At 68.1% G+C, this 18,492-nt stretch carries 18 protein-coding genes; 14 read left to right on the forward strand and 4 right to left on the reverse strand.

Annotated features, from left to right (window positions below; all coding sequences use genetic code 11):
- Positions 1–64 precede the first annotated feature (64 nt).
- From AC0ZJQ_RS16535 to dxs, 4 genes are all read left to right on the forward strand, one after another.
- A complete protein-coding gene (locus tag AC0ZJQ_RS16535) occupies positions 65–832 on the forward strand; it encodes a sulfite exporter TauE/SafE family protein (protein WP_043297666.1) in 768 nt (255 codons plus the stop codon).
- 85 nt (positions 833–917) lie between these two features.
- A complete protein-coding gene (locus tag AC0ZJQ_RS16540) occupies positions 918–1,160 on the forward strand; it encodes an exodeoxyribonuclease VII small subunit (protein WP_003290524.1) in 243 nt (80 codons plus the stop codon).
- Entirely contained in the window at positions 1,157–2,047 is an 891-nt protein-coding gene (locus tag AC0ZJQ_RS16545) for a polyprenyl synthetase family protein (protein ID WP_476476953.1), read from the forward strand. Before AC0ZJQ_RS16540 ends, AC0ZJQ_RS16545 begins: the two co-directional genes overlap by 4 nt.
- Positions 2,048–2,166: 119 nt before the next feature.
- The gene (gene dxs / locus AC0ZJQ_RS16550; RefSeq protein WP_165593702.1) at positions 2,167–4,065 is read left to right on the forward strand and encodes a 1-deoxy-D-xylulose-5-phosphate synthase; all 1,899 of its coding nucleotides are present in this window, start codon (positions 2,167–2,169) and stop codon (positions 4,063–4,065) included.
- 181 nt (positions 4,066–4,246) lie between these two features.
- Here the strand turns inward: dxs and AC0ZJQ_RS16555 are convergent, their stop codons facing one another.
- On the reverse strand, positions 4,247–4,723 hold the full coding sequence (locus AC0ZJQ_RS16555) for a LabA-like NYN domain-containing protein (protein WP_008569693.1): 477 nt from the start codon (positions 4,721–4,723) through the stop codon (positions 4,247–4,249).
- Between the two features lie 162 nt (positions 4,724–4,885).
- Between AC0ZJQ_RS16555 and AC0ZJQ_RS16560 the strand changes: the two genes are divergently transcribed.
- Entirely contained in the window at positions 4,886–5,566 is a 681-nt protein-coding gene (locus AC0ZJQ_RS16560) for a YciC family protein (protein ID WP_165593703.1), read from the forward strand.
- A 76-nt stretch (positions 5,567–5,642) separates the two neighbouring features.
- Positions 5,643–6,071, forward strand: coding sequence for a VOC family protein (locus AC0ZJQ_RS16565; protein WP_476476954.1), 429 nt, complete (start codon positions 5,643–5,645; stop codon positions 6,069–6,071).
- Here AC0ZJQ_RS16565 and AC0ZJQ_RS16570 read toward each other — a convergent pair.
- Positions 6,068–6,895: an SDR family oxidoreductase gene (locus AC0ZJQ_RS16570; RefSeq protein WP_155550721.1), complete on the reverse strand. Its 828-nt coding sequence runs from the start codon at positions 6,893–6,895 to the stop codon at positions 6,068–6,070. The two genes, AC0ZJQ_RS16565 and AC0ZJQ_RS16570, sit on opposite strands and share 4 nt — an antisense overlap.
- Before the next feature lie 148 nt (positions 6,896–7,043).
- Here AC0ZJQ_RS16570 and AC0ZJQ_RS16575 point away from each other — a divergent pair, with 148 nt between their 5' ends.
- Entirely contained in the window at positions 7,044–7,829 is a 786-nt protein-coding gene (locus AC0ZJQ_RS16575; protein WP_155550722.1) for a substrate-binding periplasmic protein, read from the forward strand.
- Here the strand turns inward: AC0ZJQ_RS16575 and hrpB are convergent.
- Positions 7,798–10,308 (reverse strand): ATP-dependent helicase HrpB, encoded by a 2,511-nt coding sequence (gene hrpB, locus AC0ZJQ_RS16580; protein ID WP_165593704.1) that lies wholly within the window; start codon positions 10,306–10,308, stop codon positions 7,798–7,800. The two genes, AC0ZJQ_RS16575 and hrpB, sit on opposite strands and share 32 nt — an antisense overlap.
- Before the next feature lie 178 nt (positions 10,309–10,486).
- Between hrpB and AC0ZJQ_RS16585 the strand changes: the two genes are divergently transcribed.
- The 5 genes from AC0ZJQ_RS16585 to AC0ZJQ_RS16605 all read left to right on the forward strand — a co-directional run bounded on the left by AC0ZJQ_RS16585 (position 10,487) and on the right by AC0ZJQ_RS16605 (position 13,430).
- The gene (locus tag AC0ZJQ_RS16585) at positions 10,487–10,903 is read left to right on the forward strand and encodes a polyribonucleotide nucleotidyltransferase (protein WP_165593705.1); all 417 of its coding nucleotides are present in this window, start codon (positions 10,487–10,489) and stop codon (positions 10,901–10,903) included.
- Positions 10,903–11,811 (forward strand): cation diffusion facilitator family transporter, encoded by a 909-nt coding sequence (locus AC0ZJQ_RS16590; protein ID WP_165593706.1) that lies wholly within the window; start codon positions 10,903–10,905, stop codon positions 11,809–11,811. The genes AC0ZJQ_RS16585 and AC0ZJQ_RS16590 overlap by 1 nt, the downstream gene beginning before the upstream one ends.
- Before the next feature lie 300 nt (positions 11,812–12,111).
- Complete coding sequence (locus AC0ZJQ_RS16595; RefSeq protein ID WP_008569683.1) at positions 12,112–12,591, forward strand: Lrp/AsnC family transcriptional regulator; 480 nt, start codon at positions 12,112–12,114, stop codon at positions 12,589–12,591.
- Positions 12,592–12,760: 169 nt separating this feature from the next.
- A complete protein-coding gene (locus tag AC0ZJQ_RS16600; RefSeq protein ID WP_003290551.1) occupies positions 12,761–12,964 on the forward strand; it encodes a DUF2788 domain-containing protein in 204 nt (67 codons plus the stop codon).
- Between the two features lie 73 nt (positions 12,965–13,037).
- On the forward strand, positions 13,038–13,430 hold the full coding sequence (locus tag AC0ZJQ_RS16605; protein WP_165593707.1) for a globin: 393 nt from the start codon (positions 13,038–13,040) through the stop codon (positions 13,428–13,430).
- A gap of 16 nt (positions 13,431–13,446) precedes the next feature.
- Here the strand turns inward: AC0ZJQ_RS16605 and AC0ZJQ_RS16610 are convergent, their stop codons facing one another.
- On the reverse strand, positions 13,447–14,085 hold the full coding sequence (locus AC0ZJQ_RS16610; RefSeq protein ID WP_242683857.1) for a pseudouridine synthase: 639 nt from the start codon (positions 14,083–14,085) through the stop codon (positions 13,447–13,449).
- A gap of 196 nt (positions 14,086–14,281) precedes the next feature.
- Between AC0ZJQ_RS16610 and mgtA the strand changes: the two genes are divergently transcribed.
- Entirely contained in the window at positions 14,282–17,830 is a 3,549-nt protein-coding gene (gene mgtA / locus AC0ZJQ_RS16615) for a magnesium-translocating P-type ATPase (RefSeq protein ID WP_476476955.1), read from the forward strand.
- A gap of 144 nt (positions 17,831–17,974) precedes the next feature.
- Entirely contained in the window at positions 17,975–18,487 is a 513-nt protein-coding gene (locus AC0ZJQ_RS16620; protein WP_302473981.1) for a GNAT family N-acetyltransferase, read from the forward strand.
- Positions 18,488–18,492: the final 5 nt, after the last annotated feature.

Raw genomic sequence — 18,492 nt, forward strand, 5'->3', positions numbered from 1 at the left:
TGTGCGGCTGGCCTTGGCGCCACGGGCTGGCTACCCTGCCCGTTTTTGCCACGGACCCTGCCTCATGTCGATCTTCGAGATTCTGCTGCTGGTCGCCGCCGGTTTCGCCGCCGGCGGGATGAACGCACTGGCCGGCGGCGGTACCTTCTTCTCCTTCCCGGCGCTGCTGGCCATCGGCCTGCCGCCGGTGACCGCCAATGCCACCAATGCCGTGGCGCTCTGGCCCGCCAGCCTGGCCGGCGCCTGGGCGGCACGCGCAAGCCTGCGTCCGCTCGGCCGCTACCTGCTGCCGCTGCTGCTGGCCGGTCTGGCCGGCGGGCTGCTCGGCGGCTTGCTGCTGCTGGCCGGCGGCGACGACGTGTTCAGCCTGCTAATTCCCTGGCTGCTGCTCGCCGCTACCGCGCTGTTCGCCGCCAGCCCGCGACTCAGCCGCTGGCTGGCCGCGCGGCGCAAGGAAAGCGCCGTGCCACCGCACTCGCCGCTGTCGCTCGGCGCGCATGGTCTGGTGTCGATCTACGGCGGCTACTTCGGCGCCGGCATGGGCATTCTGCAGCTGGCGGCGTTCTCCATCGAAGGGCATGCGCTGGTGCGCGCCAACGCGCTGAAGAACCTGATCTCGGCGGTGATCTACAGCGTCGCCAGCCTGACCTTCATCTTCGCCGGGCGGGTCAGCTGGTTCGAACTGCTGATCCTGCTCGGCGGCGCAACGCTCGGCGGCTACGCCGGCGGTGCGCTGAGTCAGAAACTGCCGGCGAGCTGGCTGCGCGCACTGGTGATCCTGGTCGGCAGCGGCATGACGCTTTACTACTTCTGGGCCACCTACCTCGCCTGAGCGGATGCCGGCGAACGGGTGGCTGCGACAGGGCTTCTTTGCTAATGTCGCGCCCGTTTCCGACCCGCCGCCGACAGGTGCCCGCATGGCCCGCAAGAAAGCCGCCCTCGATTTCGAACAATCCCTCGCCGAACTGCAGCAACTGGTCGAACGCCTGGAAAGTGGCGAGCTGTCGCTGGAGGACTCACTGACCTGCTTCGAACAGGGCATCGGCCTGACGCGCGACTGCCAGGCGGCGCTGAGCCAGGCCGAACAGAAGGTGCAGATCCTGCTCGAACGCGACGGCGCCCTGCAGGAAGCGCCCTTCGAGCCGGATACCCAGGCATGATCATCGGCGACTACCAGAAAGACTGTCAGCAACGCGTCGACAGCTGCCTCGACGCGCTCTTCGCCCCTCCGCGTCCGCAGCTCGAACGCCTCTACCAGGCAATGCGCTACAGCGTGATGAACGGCGGCAAGCGCGTGCGTCCGCTGCTGGTCTACGCCGCCTGCGAAGCGCTGCGCGGCGACCGCGCGACAGCCGATGGCGCCGCCTGCGCGGTCGAGCTGATCCACGCTTACTCGCTGGTGCACGACGACCTGCCGGCGATGGACGATGACGACCTGCGCCGCGGCCAGCCGACCACCCACAAGGCCTTCGACGAAGCCTGCGCGATTCTCGCCGGCGACGGCCTGCAGAGCCTGGCGTTCGAGGCGATGGCCGAGGCGCGGCACAATCCGGCTGACGCCGCGTTGCGCCTGCGCATGTTCGCCGTACTGGCACGTGCCGCAGGCCCGGCCGGCATGGTCGGCGGTCAGGCCATCGACCTCGGTTCGGTCGGTCTGAAACTCGACCGCGAAGCGCTGGAGCTGATGCACCGGCACAAGACCGGCGCGCTGATCGAGGCCAGCGTGCAGCTCGGCGCACTGGCCAGCGGCCATGCCGACGCCGACAGCCTCGGCGCGCTGAGTCACTACGCCCGGGCGATCGGCCTGGCGTTCCAGGTGCAGGACGACATCCTCGACGTCGAAAGCGACACCGCCACGCTCGGCAAGCACCAGGGCGCCGACATCGCCCGCGACAAGCCGACCTACCCGGCGCTGCTCGGGCTGGATGAGGCCAAGGCCTACGCCATCGAACTGCGCGATCAGGCCCTGCATGCGCTGCGCCCCTTCGATATCGCCGCCGAACCGCTGCGCGAGCTGGCGCGCTTCATCGTCGAACGCCGCAGCTGACGCATCCGGCCGCCGCCAGCGCGGCCGCGACGAAGCCCCACCGAGCGCGCGGCCGTTCTTATCGTCGCCCCCATCGGGTAAACTGCCGCTCTTTTTTCAACGACAAAACGATCCGCCTGATGCCCAAGACGTTCCATGAGATTCCTCGGGTGCGCCCTGCGACGCCCGTTCTTGACCGAGCGGCGACGCCCGAGCAGCTGCGCCGACTGGGCGAGGCGGAACTCGACGAGCTCGCCAACGAACTGCGCCAGGATCTGCTGTTCAGCGTCGGCCAGACGGGCGGGCACTTCGGTGCCGGCCTCGGCGTGATCGAGCTGACCATCGCTCTGCACTACGTCTTCGATACCCCTGACGACCGTCTGGTCTGGGATGTCGGCCATCAGGCCTATCCGCACAAGATCCTCACCGGGCGCCGCCAGCGCATGAGCACGCTGCGCCAGAAAGACGGCCTGGCCGCCTTCCCGCGGCGCAGCGAGAGCGAATACGACACCTTCGGCGTCGGCCATTCCAGCACCTCGATCGGCGCCGCGCTGGGCATGGCCATCGCCGCCCGGCTCAAGGGCGAGAAGCGCAAGGCCATCGCGGTGATCGGCGACGGTGCGCTGACCGCCGGCATGGCCTTCGAGGCGCTCAACCACGCGCCGGAAGTCGGCGCCAACATGCTCGTCGTGCTCAACGACAACGACATGTCGATCTCGCGCAACGTCGGCGGCATGTCCAACTACCTGGCCAAGATCCTTTCCAGCCGCACCTACGCGAGCATGCGCGAGGGCAGCAAGAAGGTGCTCTCGCGCCTGCCCGGCGCCTGGGAAATCGCCCGTCGCACCGAGGAGTACGCCAAGGGCATGCTGGTGCCCGGCACGCTGTTCGAGGAACTCGGCTGGAACTACATCGGCCCGATCGACGGCCACGACCTGCCGACGCTGATCGCCACCCTGCGCAACATGCGCGACCTCGATGGCCCACAGTTTCTCCACGTGGTGACCAAGAAGGGCAAGGGCTTCGCCCCGGCCGAGGCCGATCCGATCACCTGGCATGCGATCAGCAAGCTGGAGCCGGTGGGCGCGCCCGCCAAGCCGAAGCAGCCTTCCGGGCCGAAGTACTCCAACGTGTTCGGCCAGTGGCTGTGCGACATGGCCGCCGCCGATCCGCGCCTGACCGGGATCACCCCGGCGATGAAGGAGGGCTCCGATCTGGTGGCCTTCAGCGAACGCTACGCGGATCGCTACTTCGACGTCGCCATCGCCGAGCAACATGCCGTGACGCTCGCCGCCGGCATGGCCTGCGAGGGCCTGAAGCCGGTGGTGGCGATTTATTCGACGTTCCTCCAGCGCGCCTACGACCAGCTGATCCACGACGTCGCGGTGCAGAACCTCGATGTGCTGTTCGCCATCGACCGCGCCGGTCTGGTCGGCGAGGACGGCCCGACCCACGCCGGCAGCTTCGACCTGTCCTACCTGCGCTGCATCCCCGGCATGCTGATCATGACGCCGAGCGACGAGAACGAGATGCGCCGCATGCTCACCACCGGCTACCTGTTCGAGGGCCCGGCGGCGGTGCGCTACCCGCGCGGCAGCGGGCCGAACGCGACCATCGAGCCGGGCCTGGCGCCGCTGGAAATCGGCAAGGGTGTGGTGCGCCGTCAGGGCAACCGCGTCGCCCTGCTGGTATTTGGCGTGCAGCTGCCCGAGGCGCTGCAGGTGGGTGAAACGCTGGACGCCACGGTGGTCGACATGCGCTTCGTCAAGCCGCTGGACGAGGCGCTGCTGCGCCGGCTGGCCGCCGAGCATGAGCTCTTGGTGACGATCGAGGAGAACAGCATCATGGGCGGCGCCGGCAGCGCGGTCGCCGAATTCCTCGCAGCCGAAGCGGTGGTCATGCCGCTGCTGCACCTCGGCCTGCCGGACAGCTACGTCGAACACGCCAAACCTAGCGAGATGCTCGCCGAATGCGGCCTGGATGCCGCCGGTATCGAGGCCGCGGTGCGCCAGCGCCTGGCGGCTCTCGGCGAAGCCTGACGAGCGTTGCGGTGGATGGAGAAAGCGCCATCCACCCTACGACCGCAGCACCGCTACGTTGCCCGCGTAGGGTGGAAAACCGCGCAGCGTTTTCCACCGCGGCACGGTTCGCCCGATAGGCAAATCACGCAACCTCCCTGCATTGCCCCGGTGGATGGATGAAGCGTCATCCACCCTACATTCAGCCACGCAGCAGTAACTCGCCCTCGATCGGCACGTAGCGCGTCGCCGCGCGGATCAGCGACTGCGCCGTCAGCCCCGGCACGCCATACGCAATCGCCTCGCCGCCGCCGGCGCGCACGCGCTCGAGCAGCAGGTCGAAGTCGCCGTCACCGGAGGCCAGCACCACCTCGTCGACCCGCGCCGCGGCATCCAGCACGTCGATGGTGATGCCCACGTCCCAATCGCCCTTGGCCGAGCCGTCGCTGCGCTGGATGTAGGGCTTGAGCTTCACCGTGAAACCGAGGTTGCGCAGGATCTGCTGGAACTGCTGCTGGCGCGCATCGCCGCGGTCAATGGCGTAGGCATAAGCCTCGACGATGGTGCCACGCCGGCTGACGTCGGCCCACAACGCGGTGTAGTCGAAGTGGCAGCCATAGGCCTGGCGTACCGTGTAGTAGAGGTTCTGCACATCGGCGAACAGGGCGATCTTCTTCACGCGGCGACTCGTTGGACTTGCAGGCGGTTGAAAAACGTAGGCCAGGCAGTTTTCCAACAGCCTGCTCACGGGCCGCCAGTATGGACGGCTACACCGCGCATGTCCTGCTCGCGGCGCATCGGCTACAGTGGCGCCCCGATTTGCTGCTCAGCCTTCGATGCGATGAACGTTCTTGCCATCCTGCGTGACGCCTGGTTCTTCTATACCCGCCACTTCGGCGCGATCGTGCGCCTGTGCCTGCCGCTGATCCTGCTCGAGAGCGGCGCGCGGCTGGCGGTGGACCATTGGCTGGGCGAGGATTCGCTGCCGGCGCAGGAGCTGCTGGTGGGCATGCTGTTCTACCCGCTCTACACCGGTGCATTGATCCTTTTTCTCGACGCCCGCAGCCGTGGCCATGCGCCCGGTCCGCGCGCCGTGCTGGCCCGGGCTCTGCCGCTGTGGCCGGCGCTGGCGGTGCTCACCGGCCTCGGCACGCTGCTGATCATGCTCGGCGCCTCGCTGTTCGTGTTGCCGGGTATCTGGGTGATGGTGAAGATCGCCTTCGCCGAGTTCCTTCTGGTACTGCGCGGGTTGTCGCCGCTGGCGGCGATCAAGGCGAGTTTCGCACTCACCCGCGGACGCTTCCTGCTGGTGCTCGGCTGCGTGCTGAGCGTGCTGCTGCCGCTGTGGCTGATTGAGGCCTGGCTGGCCGGTGCGATGGTCGGCGACGGCGCGGTCGGGCCGCTGCCGCGGCTGGCGCTCGATGCGCTGGTCGGCGTGCTGCAGCTGCTGCCGACGATCATGCTGTTCCGTTGCTTCATGCTCTGCAGCGATACGCCGGCGGGCGATCGCGGCCACATCTGACCGTTCGCCCGACGCCCCGGCAGCACTGCCGGGGCCTGCTAGGCTTGCTCCGGTCACCCGCTATGTGAGCGCCGCCATGACCGCAACCAACCCCAGCATCCTCTCGCACATCTCGCTCGGCACCGCGCAGTTCGACGCCGCGGTTGCGTTCTACGACCAGGTACTCGCCACGCTCGGCTGCAAGCGCATCCTCGAACATCCCGGCGCGGCGGCCTGGGGCCGCGAATACCCGGAGTTCTGGATCCAGACACCGATCGACGGCGCCCCCGCCTCGGTGGGCAATGGCAGCCACGTCGGCTTCTTCGCCGCCGACCGGGCCACGGTGGATGCCTTCCATCGCGCCGCGCTCGCCGCCGGCGGCCGCGACGAAGGCGCTCCGGGGCCACGCCAGGAGTATGGCGAACCCTATTACGGCTGCTTCGTTCGCGACCTCGACGGCCACAAGATCGAGGCGACTTACTGGGACGAGGCGCTGATGCACAGCCTCTACGGCACGCCGGCCTAGCGGGGTGACCGGGCCAGTCGCGGCAACAGCAGGCTCTGATACAAACGCGGGAAACAGCGCGCCAGCAGTTGCGCGCGCCAGTCGAGATTGGACAGCACCAGCAGCTTGCGGCGCCGGAGCGCGCCGCGGTAGATCGCCTCGGCCACATCCTGCGGCGACGCCACCCGCCCCAGGGTCAGCACCGGCTGCGGCGCGGTGGAGCCGTCGCCGACCAGCACGTTCTTGCGCAGATCGGTGGCGGTGTAGCCCGGACACACCAGCATCACGTTGACGTCGCTGCCCTGCAGTTCGCCGCGCAGGGTTTCGAACAGCCCGTGCAGTGCGTGCTTGCTGGCGTTGTAGGCGGCGCGGTCCGGCACCGGGGCGTACTGCGACAGCGAACTGAGCACGATGATCTGGCCACCACGGGCGAGCAGGCTCGGCAGCGCCGCCTGGGTGCAATGCAGCGCGCCGTAGAAGTTCACCGCCATGATCCGCTGGAACACCGTCAGGCTGGTGTCCGCCACGCGGCTGCGATGGGTGATGCCGGCGTTGTTGACCAGCACGTCGATGCCGCCGTAACGCTCGATGACCAGCGTCATCGCCTGCTGCACCGCCTCGCGGTCGCTGACATCGCAGCGCAGTCCCAGCGCCTGGGCGTTGTGATGATCGGCCAGATGCTGCACCAGACTGTCGAGCGCGACCTGATCGAGATCGAAGATCACCAGCCGCGCGCCCGCCTGCGCCATGCGCACCGCCAGCGCACGACCGATGCCGGCGCAGCCGCCGGTAATCAGCACTACCTTGCGTTCGAACACTCTGCTGGTGAAAACCTTGCGCCGCATAGGCGTCTCCTAGATCCGGCTCCTGCGCCTTGAGCATAGGCGCCGTGGGCGCGGCTTTCCTGCGCCAGTGACATCCGGCGCATGGACAAACCCCGGCGGAGTGCGCATCCTGCTTCCCGCGACATACCACGGACGGCGTTTTTCATCCTTGAAAGTTTCTTTCCTGTTCATCGCCCTGCTGCTGGCAAGCCATTTCCCGGCGCATGCCGATGCGCTCGTGCAGCCGCGACTGATCGTCGGCTATGCCGAATTCGCCCCGGTGATCTACAGCGACGCCCAGCAGCGTGCCCGCGGGCCGATGGCTGACCTGACCCGCCGGGTCGCGCAGCGCGCCGGCTACCGTGCGCAGTTTCGCGCGTTACCCAGCGCCCGCCTGTACGCCGCGCTGCAGAACGGCAACATCGATATGTGGGTCGGCACCCCGGGCAAACCCGAGCTGGCGGCGCATACGCTGGAAAGCCGGCAGACGCTCGGGCATGCGCAGCTCAATCTCTACTTCCGCCCGGACACGCCGGCGCCGCGCCTTCCCGAGGGGCTGTCCGGGCAGGGGGTGATCGTCATCGGTGGCCACAGTTACTGGCCCGCCGTCACCCAGCTGCTGCACGACCCGGCGCTGAAGGTGCGTCTGCTGCGCACCAGCAATCACGAATCGGCCCTGCAGATGCTGCGTTACCGGCGCGCCGACTTCCTGCTCGATTACGGGCTGTCGATAGACCTGATGCGCGAGCGACTGCAGCTGGACGAACTGCCCTACCTGCCGATCGGCGCGACACCGATCCACTTCATCGTCTCGCGGCATACCCGCGACAGCGCGGCGGTACTGGCCGCCCTGGAAAAGGCCTATGCCGAACTGCGCGAGGCTGGCGAAGACGTCAGCGTGACCGGCGCGGCGAGTGCACCCGCTACTGCCCGCGTGGTTTTGCCCGCGCGGTAGGCTCGGCGATCAGCGGGTCGTCCGGCCAGTAGTGCTTGGGATAGCGCCCCTTGAGATCCTTCTTCACCTCGGCATAGGTGTTGGCCCAGAAACTCGCCAGGTCCTGCGTCACCTGCACCGGGCGCCGCGCCGGCGATAGCAGGTGCAGCTTGACCGGCTGGCGGCCGCCGGCGATGCGCGGCGTCTCGGCCAGGCCGAACAGCTCCTGCAGCCGCACCGCCAGCACCGGCGGCCGCTCGCTGTAGTCCAGGCGGATACGCGAACCGGAGGGCACCGCAAGCGCCTGCGGCGCCTGCTCCTCCAGGCGCTGCGGCAACGGCCAGGGCAGCAGCGTGGCGAGCATGGCGGCGAGGTCGAGCTGGGCGAAGTGCGCCAGCCGCGACACCTTGCCCAGATAGGGCAGCAGCCAGTCTTCCAGCCGTGCGAGCAGCGCGGCATCGCTGACGTCCGGCCATTCGCTGTCGCCGCTGCGCTCCAGATCGAGCTGCCGCAGCAGCGCGATGCGCGCCTGCCACTGGCGCAGCTCGGGCGTCCACGGCAGCAGCTCCAGGCCCTTGCGCCGCACCAGGCCGAGCAGCGCCCGCCCACGCGCGTCGTCATCCAGCTGCGGCAGCGGCTCGCGAGCGAGCACCAGCTCACCAACGCGGCGCTGACGCTCGGCGCGCAGCACGCCCTCGCGCTCGTCCCACTCCAGTTCGTCGTGCAGGCTGACCTGCTCGACGAGCACGTCGTCGAACAGCGCCGGATCGAGCGCGACGGCACGGTAGATGCGTTCCTCGCGCCGGCCCTGATGACTGCCGAGTTCGGCGATCACCAGCCAGGGTTCCTTCATCAACGCATCGGGTTCGTCGAACTGCGCCGCGCGGCCGTTGGCCAGGCGATAGGCACCGCCGCCTTCGCGGCGCTGGCGGGCGACGCGGTCGGGGTAGGCGAACGCCAGCAACGCGGCGATGGCCTGCGCCTCGCTCAGCGTGGCCGGCGCCGCTCCGCTGCCACGCAGCAAACCGCGGAACTGCCGGGCCAGCTGGCGCACGCGCTGCACGCCGGCACCGCGCCCCTCCTGCAGCTGATGCAGGCGCAGGGCGAGGTCGGCGCCGCCGCCACGCTGGGTGTCACGCTCGCTGAGCAGTGCGGCGATGTCCGCCGCCAGCGCCGCCTGCCCGAGTGCCTGGCCACGCAGCAGCAGATGCGCCAGTCGCGGATGCACCGGCAGCCCGGCCATTGCCTGGCCGTGGCCGGTCAATTGCCAGCCGCCCTGCGGACCACGGCGTAGCGCCCCGAGGCGCTCCAGCAGCGCCTGCGCCTGGGCGTAGGCGGCAGCCGGCGGCGCGTCGAGCCAGGCCAGCTCGTCCGGCTCGGCGCCCCAGCGCGCCAGTTGCAGGGCGACGCCAGCCAGATCGGCCTGCAGGATTTCCGCCTCGCCATACGCCGCCAGCTGCGCATGCTGCTCCTCGGACCACAGCCGGTAGCAGACGCCCGGCTCCAGGCGTCCGGCGCGGCCGGCGCGCTGGGTCGCCGAGGCGCGCGCGATGCGCCGCGTCTCCAGGCGCGTCATGCCGCTGCCGGGATCGAAGCGCGGCACCCGCGCCAGGCCGGCATCGACCACCACCCGCACGCCTTCGATGGTCAGGCTGGTCTCGGCGATATTGGTCGCCAGCACCACCTTGCGCTTGCCGGCCGGCGCCGGCTCGATCGCCGCGCGCTGGGCGGCCAGCTCCAGCTCGCCGTGCAGCGGACAGAGCAGCACGTCACCGCGCCCGTCCAGCTGCTCGGCCAGCGCCTCGTTGACGCGGCGAATCTCCGCCTGACCGGGGAGGAACACCAGCACGCTGCCATGTTGCTCCTCCAGCGCCTGCACCACGGTTTGCACCACCCGTGCCTCGATGCGTTCGCCGGCCTGGTACGGCCGCCCCCAGCGCAGCGCCACCGGATGCATGCGCCCCTCGCTGCGCACCACCGGCGCCTCGTCGAGCAGGCTGGAAAGCCGCGCGCCCTCCAGCGTGGCCGACATCAGCAGCACCTTGAGCGGCGCGTCGCGCAGCAGCACCCGCGCATTGAGCGTCAGCGCCAGCGCCAGATCGGCGTCCAGGCTGCGCTCGTGGAACTCATCGAAGATCACCAGGCCGACGCCTTCCAGCGCCGGATCGTCCTGCAGGCGCCGCGCCAGAATGCCCTCGGTGACCACCTCGATGCGCGTTTGCGGCCCGACCTTGCTGTCCAGGCGGATGCGATAGCCAACGGTCTCGCCAACCCGCTCGCCCAGCTCGCTGGCCAGTCGCTCGGCTGCCGCGCGCGCGGCCAGGCGGCGCGGTTCGAGCATGATGAGCTTCTGCCCGGCCAGCCACGACTCGTCGAGCAGCGCCAGCGGCACACGGGTGGTCTTGCCAGCGCCCGGCGGTGCTTCGAGCACCGCTTCGTCGCGCTGTTGCAGGGCCTGGCGCAGCGCGGGCAGCGCCTCGTCGATGGGTAGCGGGGTCATGAGCGGCTCCATTCAAGGGGCACGATTGTAAGAGCAAACGGGCACGCGCCGAACGGCTGCACGCAGCGACATCACCGGACGCTTGCCGGCGTGAACAGCGACGCGGGCGGGGCGGTCCGATATCAGGAAAACATCACGCAGCCCTTGTATAGTTGCGCCACTTTCTGCGGAGGTCCCCATGCGTACTCGTTCCCGCGTCATCGGCGGCCTACTGGCCGCCTCCCTGCTGACCCAGCTGGCCGCCTGCGGCACGCTGTTCTATCCGGACCGTCGCGGCCAGATCGAGGGCCGCATCGATCCGGCGATTGCCGCACTGAACGCCATCGGCCTGCTGTTCTACGTGATTCCCGGGCTGATCGCCTTCGGCATCGATTTCGCCACCGGCGCCATCTACCTGCCCGAAGGCCAGTATTCGGTCGCGCCAGACAAGCTGCAGGACGCCATTGGTGCCGACGGGCAGGTCGACCCGGCGCGCCTGAAGGCCATCCTCGAACAGGAACTCGGCCGCAGCCTGCCGCTGGATGATCCGCGTCTGATCGAGCAGCACGGCAACCACGAACAGCTCGCCGCCTACGGCCTGCGGACTGCTGCCTGATGGCCGCGGGCAGCCGTAATATCAGCGTCGAACACGCCCGCCTGCTACGCCGCGCCACCGGCGCCGCGCTGGCGGTGGCGCTGTTTTTGGCCGTGAGCAAAGCGGTGGCCTGGTGGCTGAGCGGTTCGGTGAGCCTGCTGGCGGGCCTGACCGACTCGCTGCTCGACGGCGCCGCCTCGCTGCTCAACCTGCTGGCGGTGCACTACTCGTTGCGTCCGGCCGACGATGACCATCGCTACGGCCACGGCAAGGCCGAGGCGCTCGCCGGACTCGGGCAGGCGGCGTTCATCGGCGTCAGTGCGCTGCTGGTCGGCGCCCAGGGCGTCGACCGCCTGCTGCATCCGCAACCGCTGGGCGCGCCGCTGCTGGGTATCGTGGTAATCGTCGTTTCGCTGGTGCTGACCGTGGCGCTGCTGGCCTATCAGCAACATGTGGTGCGCGTCACCGGCTCGACGGCGATCCGCGCCGACTCGCTGCACTACCGCTCGGACCTGCTGCTCAACAGCAGCATCCTGCTGGCACTGGTATTGGCCAGCTACGGCTGGGCGCAGCTGGACGCCATCTTCGGCATCGCGATCGCCTTCTACATTCTGTGGAGCGCGGCGAGCATCCTGCGCGAAGCCGGCGCGGTGCTGATGGACACCGAGGTGTCCCCGGAGATCAGCGAGGACATGCACCGACTGGTCTGCAGCGTACCCGGCGTACTCGGCTGCCACGACCTGCGCACGCGGGTTTCCGGCACCCACTGGTTCGTCCAGTTGCATCTGGAGCTGCCCGGCGAACTGTCGCTGTCGCGCGCGCATGCGTTGTGCGATCAGGTCGAGGCAACCATTCACGAACGCTACCCGCGCGCCGAAGTGCTGGTGCATGCCGACCCGCAGGAAGTGGTGAAGCCCGAAGCAAACTAGTGGGCAAAAAAAAGACCACGCCGGAGCGTGGTCTCTGATCATCTGGCGGGCCGATGGTAACGGCATCTTCGTCCAGCGCCTTGTGGGCGGTGGGGTCCCGGACCGCTACGCTGGGTAAGCGCAGTAGGGATGTACCAGCCGGTTGACCGGTACCGTTACTGCCGGGAGCGGAAGTTGTGATCAGGTTACGCGCCCTGCCGCGAAAGATGTTTGCGAAGATTGCTCAAACAAACCCCACTTGCGCAATGATCGATAACTAGATCATCCTTTTGCGCAATCCATAATTTGGCGGCAGCAGAAATGAGCAAACTCGATCGTTACGACCTGCGCATCCTCGCCGAACTGCAGCACGACGCGCGCATCTCCAACCAGGACCTGGCCGAACGCATCGGCCTGTCGCCCTCGCCCTGTTCGCGGCGGGTCAAGCAACTCGAGGACGACGGCTACATCGCCCGCCAGGTCGCCCTGCTCGACCGCAAGAAGCTCGGCCTGACGCTCACTGCCTACGTACTGATCGGCATGGATCGGCATACCCCGGAGCGCTTCGAGCACTTCGAAGGCGTGATCGGCAAGTGCCCGCAGGTGCTCGAATGCAGCCTGGTCACCGGGATGGATGCCGACTACCAGCTCAAGGTGGTGGTGCCGGACATGGAGCATTACCAGCAGTTCCTGCTCGGTACGCTGACGCGCATCGAAGGCGTGTCGAGCGTGCGTTCGAGCTTCGTGCTGCGCCAGGTGGCCTCCAGTACCGAACTGCCGCTGGAGCACCTGCGCGGCTGAGACGCCGCTCACGAACCCGCGCCCCACCGGCCGAGGCGATTGCGTATAATCCGCGCCGCCTTGCTATGCCCCGCACGCAATCCAATAAGAGCCCCGCTCGATAACTATCCGCCTGCCGCTGTCATAGCTCTCGTCGTCTGTTTTCAGACCTAGTCATGCGGAGGATTCGATGGATCCAGCTGTTTTCGAAGAATGGATGATGATCATCCTGGTCGGTGGCCTGGTGGCCTTCATGGCCTTCATCGTCTGGGATCTCGCAAAAAAATCGAAGGCCGGACGTTACGGCACGCTGGTGCTGTTCGGCGCGCTCGGGTTGGGCGTGCTCGGCTTCGTCATCAAGACCCTGGTGATCGGTAGCCTCGAAGGCATCTGATCGCCCTCCCCATCCGAACCTGCGGCCGCGTCATGCTGATGCGGTCCGGGTCGCTATTTGCCAAGGAAAAGCCATGAAACCCACTGATCGGGTTATGCAGAGCTATGGTCGCTGCTGCGCCAGCGCAAGCTTCTTCGATGATTTCTACGTCAACTTCCTCGCCAGCTCGCCGATGGTGCGCGAAAAGTTCGTGCAGACCGACATGGCCGCGCAGAAGCATCTGCTGCGTGCCGGCATCCTCAATCTGGTGCTGTTCGCCCGCGGCATGCCGGACACCAAGCTCAAGGCACTCGGTCAGAGCCATTCGCGCAGCGGCTTCGACATTCGTCCCGAGTTGTACGATCTCTGGCTGACGGCGCTGCTGCGCACGGTCGGCGAGCACGACGAAGCGGCCGGCAAGGAAGACCTGCAAGCCTGGTGCGAGGTGCTGGGCAAGGGCATCGACGTGATCAAGTCTTACTACTGACGCGGCAGCCGGTGCGCTACAGCCGCGCCGGCACTTCCCGCCATTCGCCGGGCTGCAGTCCGTCGAGCGACCACGACCCGATGCGCACCCGCACCAGCCGCAAGGTCGGCAGCCCGACCGCCGCCGTCATGCGCCGCACCTGACGGTTGCGTCCCTCGCGGATCACCAGCTCCAGCCAGGCGGTCGGCACGCTCTTGCGAAAGCGCACCGGCGGGTTGCGCGGCCACAGCGCGGGTTCGTCCAGCCGCCGCGCCTCGGCCGGCAGCGTCAGGCCATCGTTCAGCTCGACGCCCCTGCGCAAACGTTCGAGTTGCTCTTCGCTTACCTCACCCTCCACCTGCACCCAGTAAGCCTTGGGCAGCTTGTGCTTAGGATCGGCAATGCGCGCCTGCAGGCGGCCGTCGTTGGTCAGCAGCAGCAGGCCCTCGCTGTCGCGATCGAGGCGCCCGGCGGGATAGACGCCGGGCACATCGACGAAATCTTTCAGCGTCGCACGCCCATCGGCATCGGCGAACTGGGTCAGCACGTCGAATGGCTTGTTCAGCAGCAGCAGACGCGGCTCGGCTGGCGGCGCCTTGGCGACACGGCGCGGCGCAGCTGGACGGGCGGCGCGGGCCGGCGAATGCGGCGCACGGGGACGCGGGGGACGAGGCATGACGAGTCGTTCCGAGAGGGGCCGGCCATGCTAGAAGTCGCCGGCCGCGGCTGCAAGCGGCCCGCGGTGGCGAAGCCGCGTCCGCCATCTAGCATTGCTGAAGAGACGCGCAGGAGACGCCTGATCGGTGTCAATGCCGCGGCGCACTGCCAGGCGGAACATCCATACTGCCTCAATCCACTTCAGGATCTAACGCATGCACGAAGCGCCCGGCTTTCACGAGTCACCCGAGAATGCCAAGCCGCTCGTCTGGCTGTCCTGGCTGCTGGGCGCGGCGCTGCTTGGTGCACTGGTGCTCGGCGTCTTGCAGCTCTCGGATGCCAGCCATTTCGCGAAGATTTTTCGTCAGGCAGAGCCCGGCTGGCTGTTCGTCGCTATCGCCCTGCAGTGCGCGACCTATCTGGTCCAAGGTCTGCTGTACCGCATGGTCCTGAGCGCCGCTGGCGCCGTGCTGCCACTGTGGGAAGCCACCAAGCTCAGCCTGAGCAAGCTGTTCATCGACCAGGCGCTGCCATCGTCCGGTTTCAGCGGAGCAGTGGCGGTAGTGGCGCTGCTGCAGCGCCGCGGCATCGGACTGTCACAGGTCTCCAGCTGCTTCATTGTCAGCGTTTCGGGCTACTTTGCCGCTTATCTGCTGGCCTTGGCTGCCGCGCTTGCCATTGCGATCGGCAATGGCCATGGGAGCCTGGCGGTGATATCGACCAGCGCCGTGTTCATGCTGTTCTGCTGCTTGATGGCCATCGCCGCGCCGCTAATCGCCGGACTGCCGCAGAGCCGACTGGTCGGACGCCTGCAACGGGTGCGCTGGATGCAGCGGTTGCTGGCGATGGTGTGCGCCGCGCAGCCTCGCCTGACCCGGGACCCGCGCCTGTTGTTGAAGGCAAGCGGCTATTCGCTGGCCATCGTGCTGTTTGATGCCCTGACCCTGTGGGCGCTGTTGCACGCAGTAGGGCACAGTGCGCCGTTTGCCGGGATCTTCGCCAGCTTCATGCTGGCCAGCGTGCTGCGCAGCGTCGGCATCGTGCCGGGCGGCCTCGGCGCATTCGAGGCCGCGGCAGTGGCCACCCTCAGCTGGGTCGGCGTGCCACTGGCGGCGGGGCTATCGGCAACCTTGCTGTTTCGCGTGCTGAGCTTCTGGCTGCCGATGCTGCCCGGCTTCTGGCTCACCCGCCACGCGCTGCACGGCAGCCCGGCAGAAGCGGCCGAGGCGACCGCGACGGATTATTGGAGTGTGCCGCTGGAAGCGCTGTACGCCGAGCTGCAGAGCGGCCCCGACGGGCTTGTCAGCGCGGCGGCGGCGATGCGCCAGCCATCCGTGCGGCGCACGTACCGGCCGAGCCTGGCGCGGCAGATCGGCGCCTCGCTGGTGCGCCAGCTGTCCAGCCCGCTGGTGCTGATTCTGCTGATCGGCGCAGTGGTGGCGCTGGTGGCGCACGACTGGCTGGACGCGCTGATCGTGCTGAGCATCGTGCTGGCCAGTGCGCTGGTCGGCAGCCTGCACGAAATCCGCTCAAACCGGGCGATCGAGCGTCTGCGCGAGCAGGTGGCCAGCCGCGCCGACGTCTGGCGCGACGGCCGTCTACAGAACCTGCCGGCCAGCGAAGTCGTCCCCGGCGACATCGTCGAACTCTCCGCCGGCAGCCTGATCCCCGCCGACGGTCGCTTGATCGAGGCGCGCGATTGCTTCGTCAATCAGGCGCTGCTGACCGGCGAAACCTTCCCGGTCAACAAACAGGCCGGTCAGGTGGAGGCCGCCGCCGGCCTCGCCCAGCGCGACAACTGCCTGTTCCGCGGCACCTCGCTGCGCAGCGGCACGGCACGCCTGCTGGCGGTGAACTGCGGCATGCACACCGAGCTGGGGCACATCGAGCGCTCGCTGGTGCTGCGCCCGCCGGAAACCGAATTCGAGCGCGGCCTTCGCCATTTCGGCGGGCTACTGTTGCGGGTCATGCTGGTGATGATCACCGCGGTGCTCGGGCTCAACCTGTTCCTCGACCGCCCGCCGCTGGACACGCTGATGTTCGCCATCGCGCTGGCCGTTGGGCTGTCGCCCGAGCTGCTGCCGGCGATTCTCAGCGCGACCCTTTCGGCCGGCGCCCGGCGGATGGCCACGCGCGGGGTGATCGTGCGCCACCTCAACGCGATCGAGAACCTCGGCGCAATGGACACCCTGTGCACCGACAAGACCGGCACCCTGACCCGCGGTGTGGTGGCGCTCGACGGTGCGGTCGACGTCGACGGCCAGCCCAGCGCTGCGGTGCTGCGCCTGGCCTGGCTCAACGCCGCGCTGCAGACCGGGTTGCGCAATCCGCTGGACGAGGCGATCTGCGAGCATGTCCGCGAGCTACCACAGGCGCCGGCCAGTGCCGACAAGCTGGACGAGGTGCCCTATGACTTCGCGCGCAAGCGCCTGAGCGTGCTGGTGCGCGAAGCCGGGCAGGCCGCGCCGCGGCTGATCTGCAAGGGCGCGCTGGAAACCATTCTGCAGGTGTCGCAGTCCGTGCAGCAGGGCGATGCCGTGCTGCCGCTGAGCGCACCGCTGCGCGCAGCGCTCGGCGAGCGCTTCGCCACCTGGAGCGCAGCCGGCTACCGCGTGCTGGGTGTCGCCTACCGCTGGCTCGAGCAGCCGAACTGCAGCACCGATGACGAGCAGGGCCTGACCTTCGCCGGTTTCCTGCTGTTCTTCGATCCGCCCGAGCCGGGCGTGCGCGAAGAACTGGACGCACTGCGCGAGCTGGGCGTGGCGGTGAAGATCATCAGCGGCGACAACCGCCTGATCGCGCAGCAGGTCGCCGAGAGCGTCGGCATCCCGGTCGAGCGCGTCATCACCGGCAGCGAACTGGGGCAGATGCGCGACGAGGCGCTGATCAACCTGGCGCCACGCATCAGCCTGTTCGCCGAGGTCGATCCCAACCAGAAGGAGCGCATCATCCGCGCGCTGCAGAAGACCGGTCATGTGGTGGGCTTTCTCGGCGACGGGATCAACGACGCGCCGGCGCTGCACGCCGCGGATATCGGCATCTCCGTGGACACCGCGGTGGATGTGGCCAAGGAGGCCGCCGACTTCGTGCTGCTGCGCCACGAGCTGGCGCTGGTCCGCCAGGGCATCGATGAAGGCCGGCGCACCTTCGCCAACACGCTCAAGTACATCTACCTGACTACCAGCGCCAACTTCGGCAACATGATCAGCATGGCTGTGGCGTCGTTCTTCCTGCCGTTCCTGCCGCTGCTGGCCAAGCAGATCCTGCTGAACAATTTCCTCTCCGACATCCCGGCCATCGGCATCGCCGGCGACCGTGTCGATGCCGACTGGTCGCGCACGCCGCACCGCTGGGACATCGGCGAGGTGAGGCGCTTCATGATCCTGTTCGGGCTGATCAGCTCGGCGTTCGATCTGCTGACCTTCGGTGTGCTGCTGTATCTGGTCGGCGAGCAGCCGGAGCTGTTTCGCAGCGGCTGGTTCGTCGAGTCGCTGATCACCGAGCTGGTGATCATCTTCGTGGTGCGCACGCACAAGCCGTTCTACCGCAGCCGGCCGGGCCGTTTCCTGCTGGCCAGTTCGCTGCTCGTCGCCCTGCTCACCGTGCTGCTGCCCTATACGCCGGTGGGCGGCTGGTTCGCCCTGCAACCGCTACCAGCCACGGTGCTTATCGCGGTGCTGCTGATCACGCTGCTTTATGCGGCCTGTTCGGAATGGGCCAAGCAGCGCTTCTTCGCTCGGCTCAGCGGCTCCAGACAGCCGTGACGCCCCGTGCCCCGAGCGCCTTTCGGGGCGCCCGGGCGGCCGAGCCTTTTTCCGCATCACAACGCAGCGTGTCGCCATCGTTCAACCAATTGTCTGAGAGACTGGTCAATGTGTTCTCCGGCCCATTTCCCCAAGGACTGCAACGTGCTGATACGCGACGCCCGTGAAACCGATCTGGAAGGCATCCTCTTCATCTACAACGACGCCGTGCTGAACAGCACGGCGATCTGGAACGACACGCCGGTCGATCTGGCCAATCGCCAGGCCTGGCTCGCCGAGCGCGAGGCGCAGGGGCATCCGGTGCTGGTGGCGCTGGACGATGCCCAGCAGGTGGTCGGGTATGCCAGCTACGGCCCGTGGCGGCCGCACGAGGGGTTTCGCCACACCGTCGAGCATTCGGTCTACGTGCGCGATGGCCAGCGCGGCGGCGGCATCGGTCGCGGCTTGATGCGCGAGCTGATCGAGCGCGCCCGCCGCGCCGGGCAGCACGTGATGGTCGGCGCCATCGAGAGCGAGAATCGCGCCTCGGTGCACATGCACCAGCAGCTGGGCTTCATCCATGTCGGGCAGATGCGCCAAGTCGGCTGCAAGTTCGGTCGCTGGCTGGACCTGACGCTCATGCAGCTGATCCTCGATACGGCACGCCGCGCGCCGTGACCACG

It is taken from the genome of Stutzerimonas sp. 21-1 (assembly GCF_056336065.1).

What these genes read in the sequence shown, in the direction of transcription:
- mgtA (WP_476476955.1), top strand. Translation starts at nt 14,282, where the DNA reads ATGCACGAAGCGCCCGGCTTTCACGAGTCACCCGAGAATGCCAAGCCG.
- AC0ZJQ_RS16535 (WP_043297666.1), top strand. Translation starts at nt 65, where the DNA reads ATGTCGATCTTCGAGATTCTGCTGCTGGTCGCCGCCGGTTTCGCCGCC.
- AC0ZJQ_RS16590 (WP_165593706.1), top strand. Translation starts at nt 10,903, where the DNA reads ATGGCCGCGGGCAGCCGTAATATCAGCGTCGAACACGCCCGCCTGCTA.
- AC0ZJQ_RS16585 (WP_165593705.1), top strand. Translation starts at nt 10,487, where the DNA reads ATGCGTACTCGTTCCCGCGTCATCGGCGGCCTACTGGCCGCCTCCCTG.
- AC0ZJQ_RS16595 (WP_008569683.1), top strand. Translation starts at nt 12,112, where the DNA reads ATGAGCAAACTCGATCGTTACGACCTGCGCATCCTCGCCGAACTGCAG.
- AC0ZJQ_RS16565 (WP_476476954.1), top strand. Translation starts at nt 5,643, where the DNA reads ATGACCGCAACCAACCCCAGCATCCTCTCGCACATCTCGCTCGGCACC.
- AC0ZJQ_RS16600 (WP_003290551.1), top strand. Translation starts at nt 12,761, where the DNA reads ATGGATCCAGCTGTTTTCGAAGAATGGATGATGATCATCCTGGTCGGT.
- dxs (WP_165593702.1), top strand. Translation starts at nt 2,167, where the DNA reads ATGCCCAAGACGTTCCATGAGATTCCTCGGGTGCGCCCTGCGACGCCC.
- hrpB (WP_165593704.1), bottom strand. Translation starts at nt 10,308, where the DNA reads ATGACCCCGCTACCCATCGACGAGGCGCTGCCCGCGCTGCGCCAGGCC.
- AC0ZJQ_RS16545 (WP_476476953.1), top strand. Translation starts at nt 1,157, where the DNA reads ATGATCATCGGCGACTACCAGAAAGACTGTCAGCAACGCGTCGACAGC.
- AC0ZJQ_RS16540 (WP_003290524.1), top strand. Translation starts at nt 918, where the DNA reads ATGGCCCGCAAGAAAGCCGCCCTCGATTTCGAACAATCCCTCGCCGAA.
- AC0ZJQ_RS16560 (WP_165593703.1), top strand. Translation starts at nt 4,886, where the DNA reads ATGAACGTTCTTGCCATCCTGCGTGACGCCTGGTTCTTCTATACCCGC.
- AC0ZJQ_RS16605 (WP_165593707.1), top strand. Translation starts at nt 13,038, where the DNA reads ATGAAACCCACTGATCGGGTTATGCAGAGCTATGGTCGCTGCTGCGCC.
- AC0ZJQ_RS16610 (WP_242683857.1), bottom strand. Translation starts at nt 14,085, where the DNA reads ATGCCTCGTCCCCCGCGTCCCCGTGCGCCGCATTCGCCGGCCCGCGCC.
- AC0ZJQ_RS16570 (WP_155550721.1), bottom strand. Translation starts at nt 6,895, where the DNA reads ATGCGGCGCAAGGTTTTCACCAGCAGAGTGTTCGAACGCAAGGTAGTG.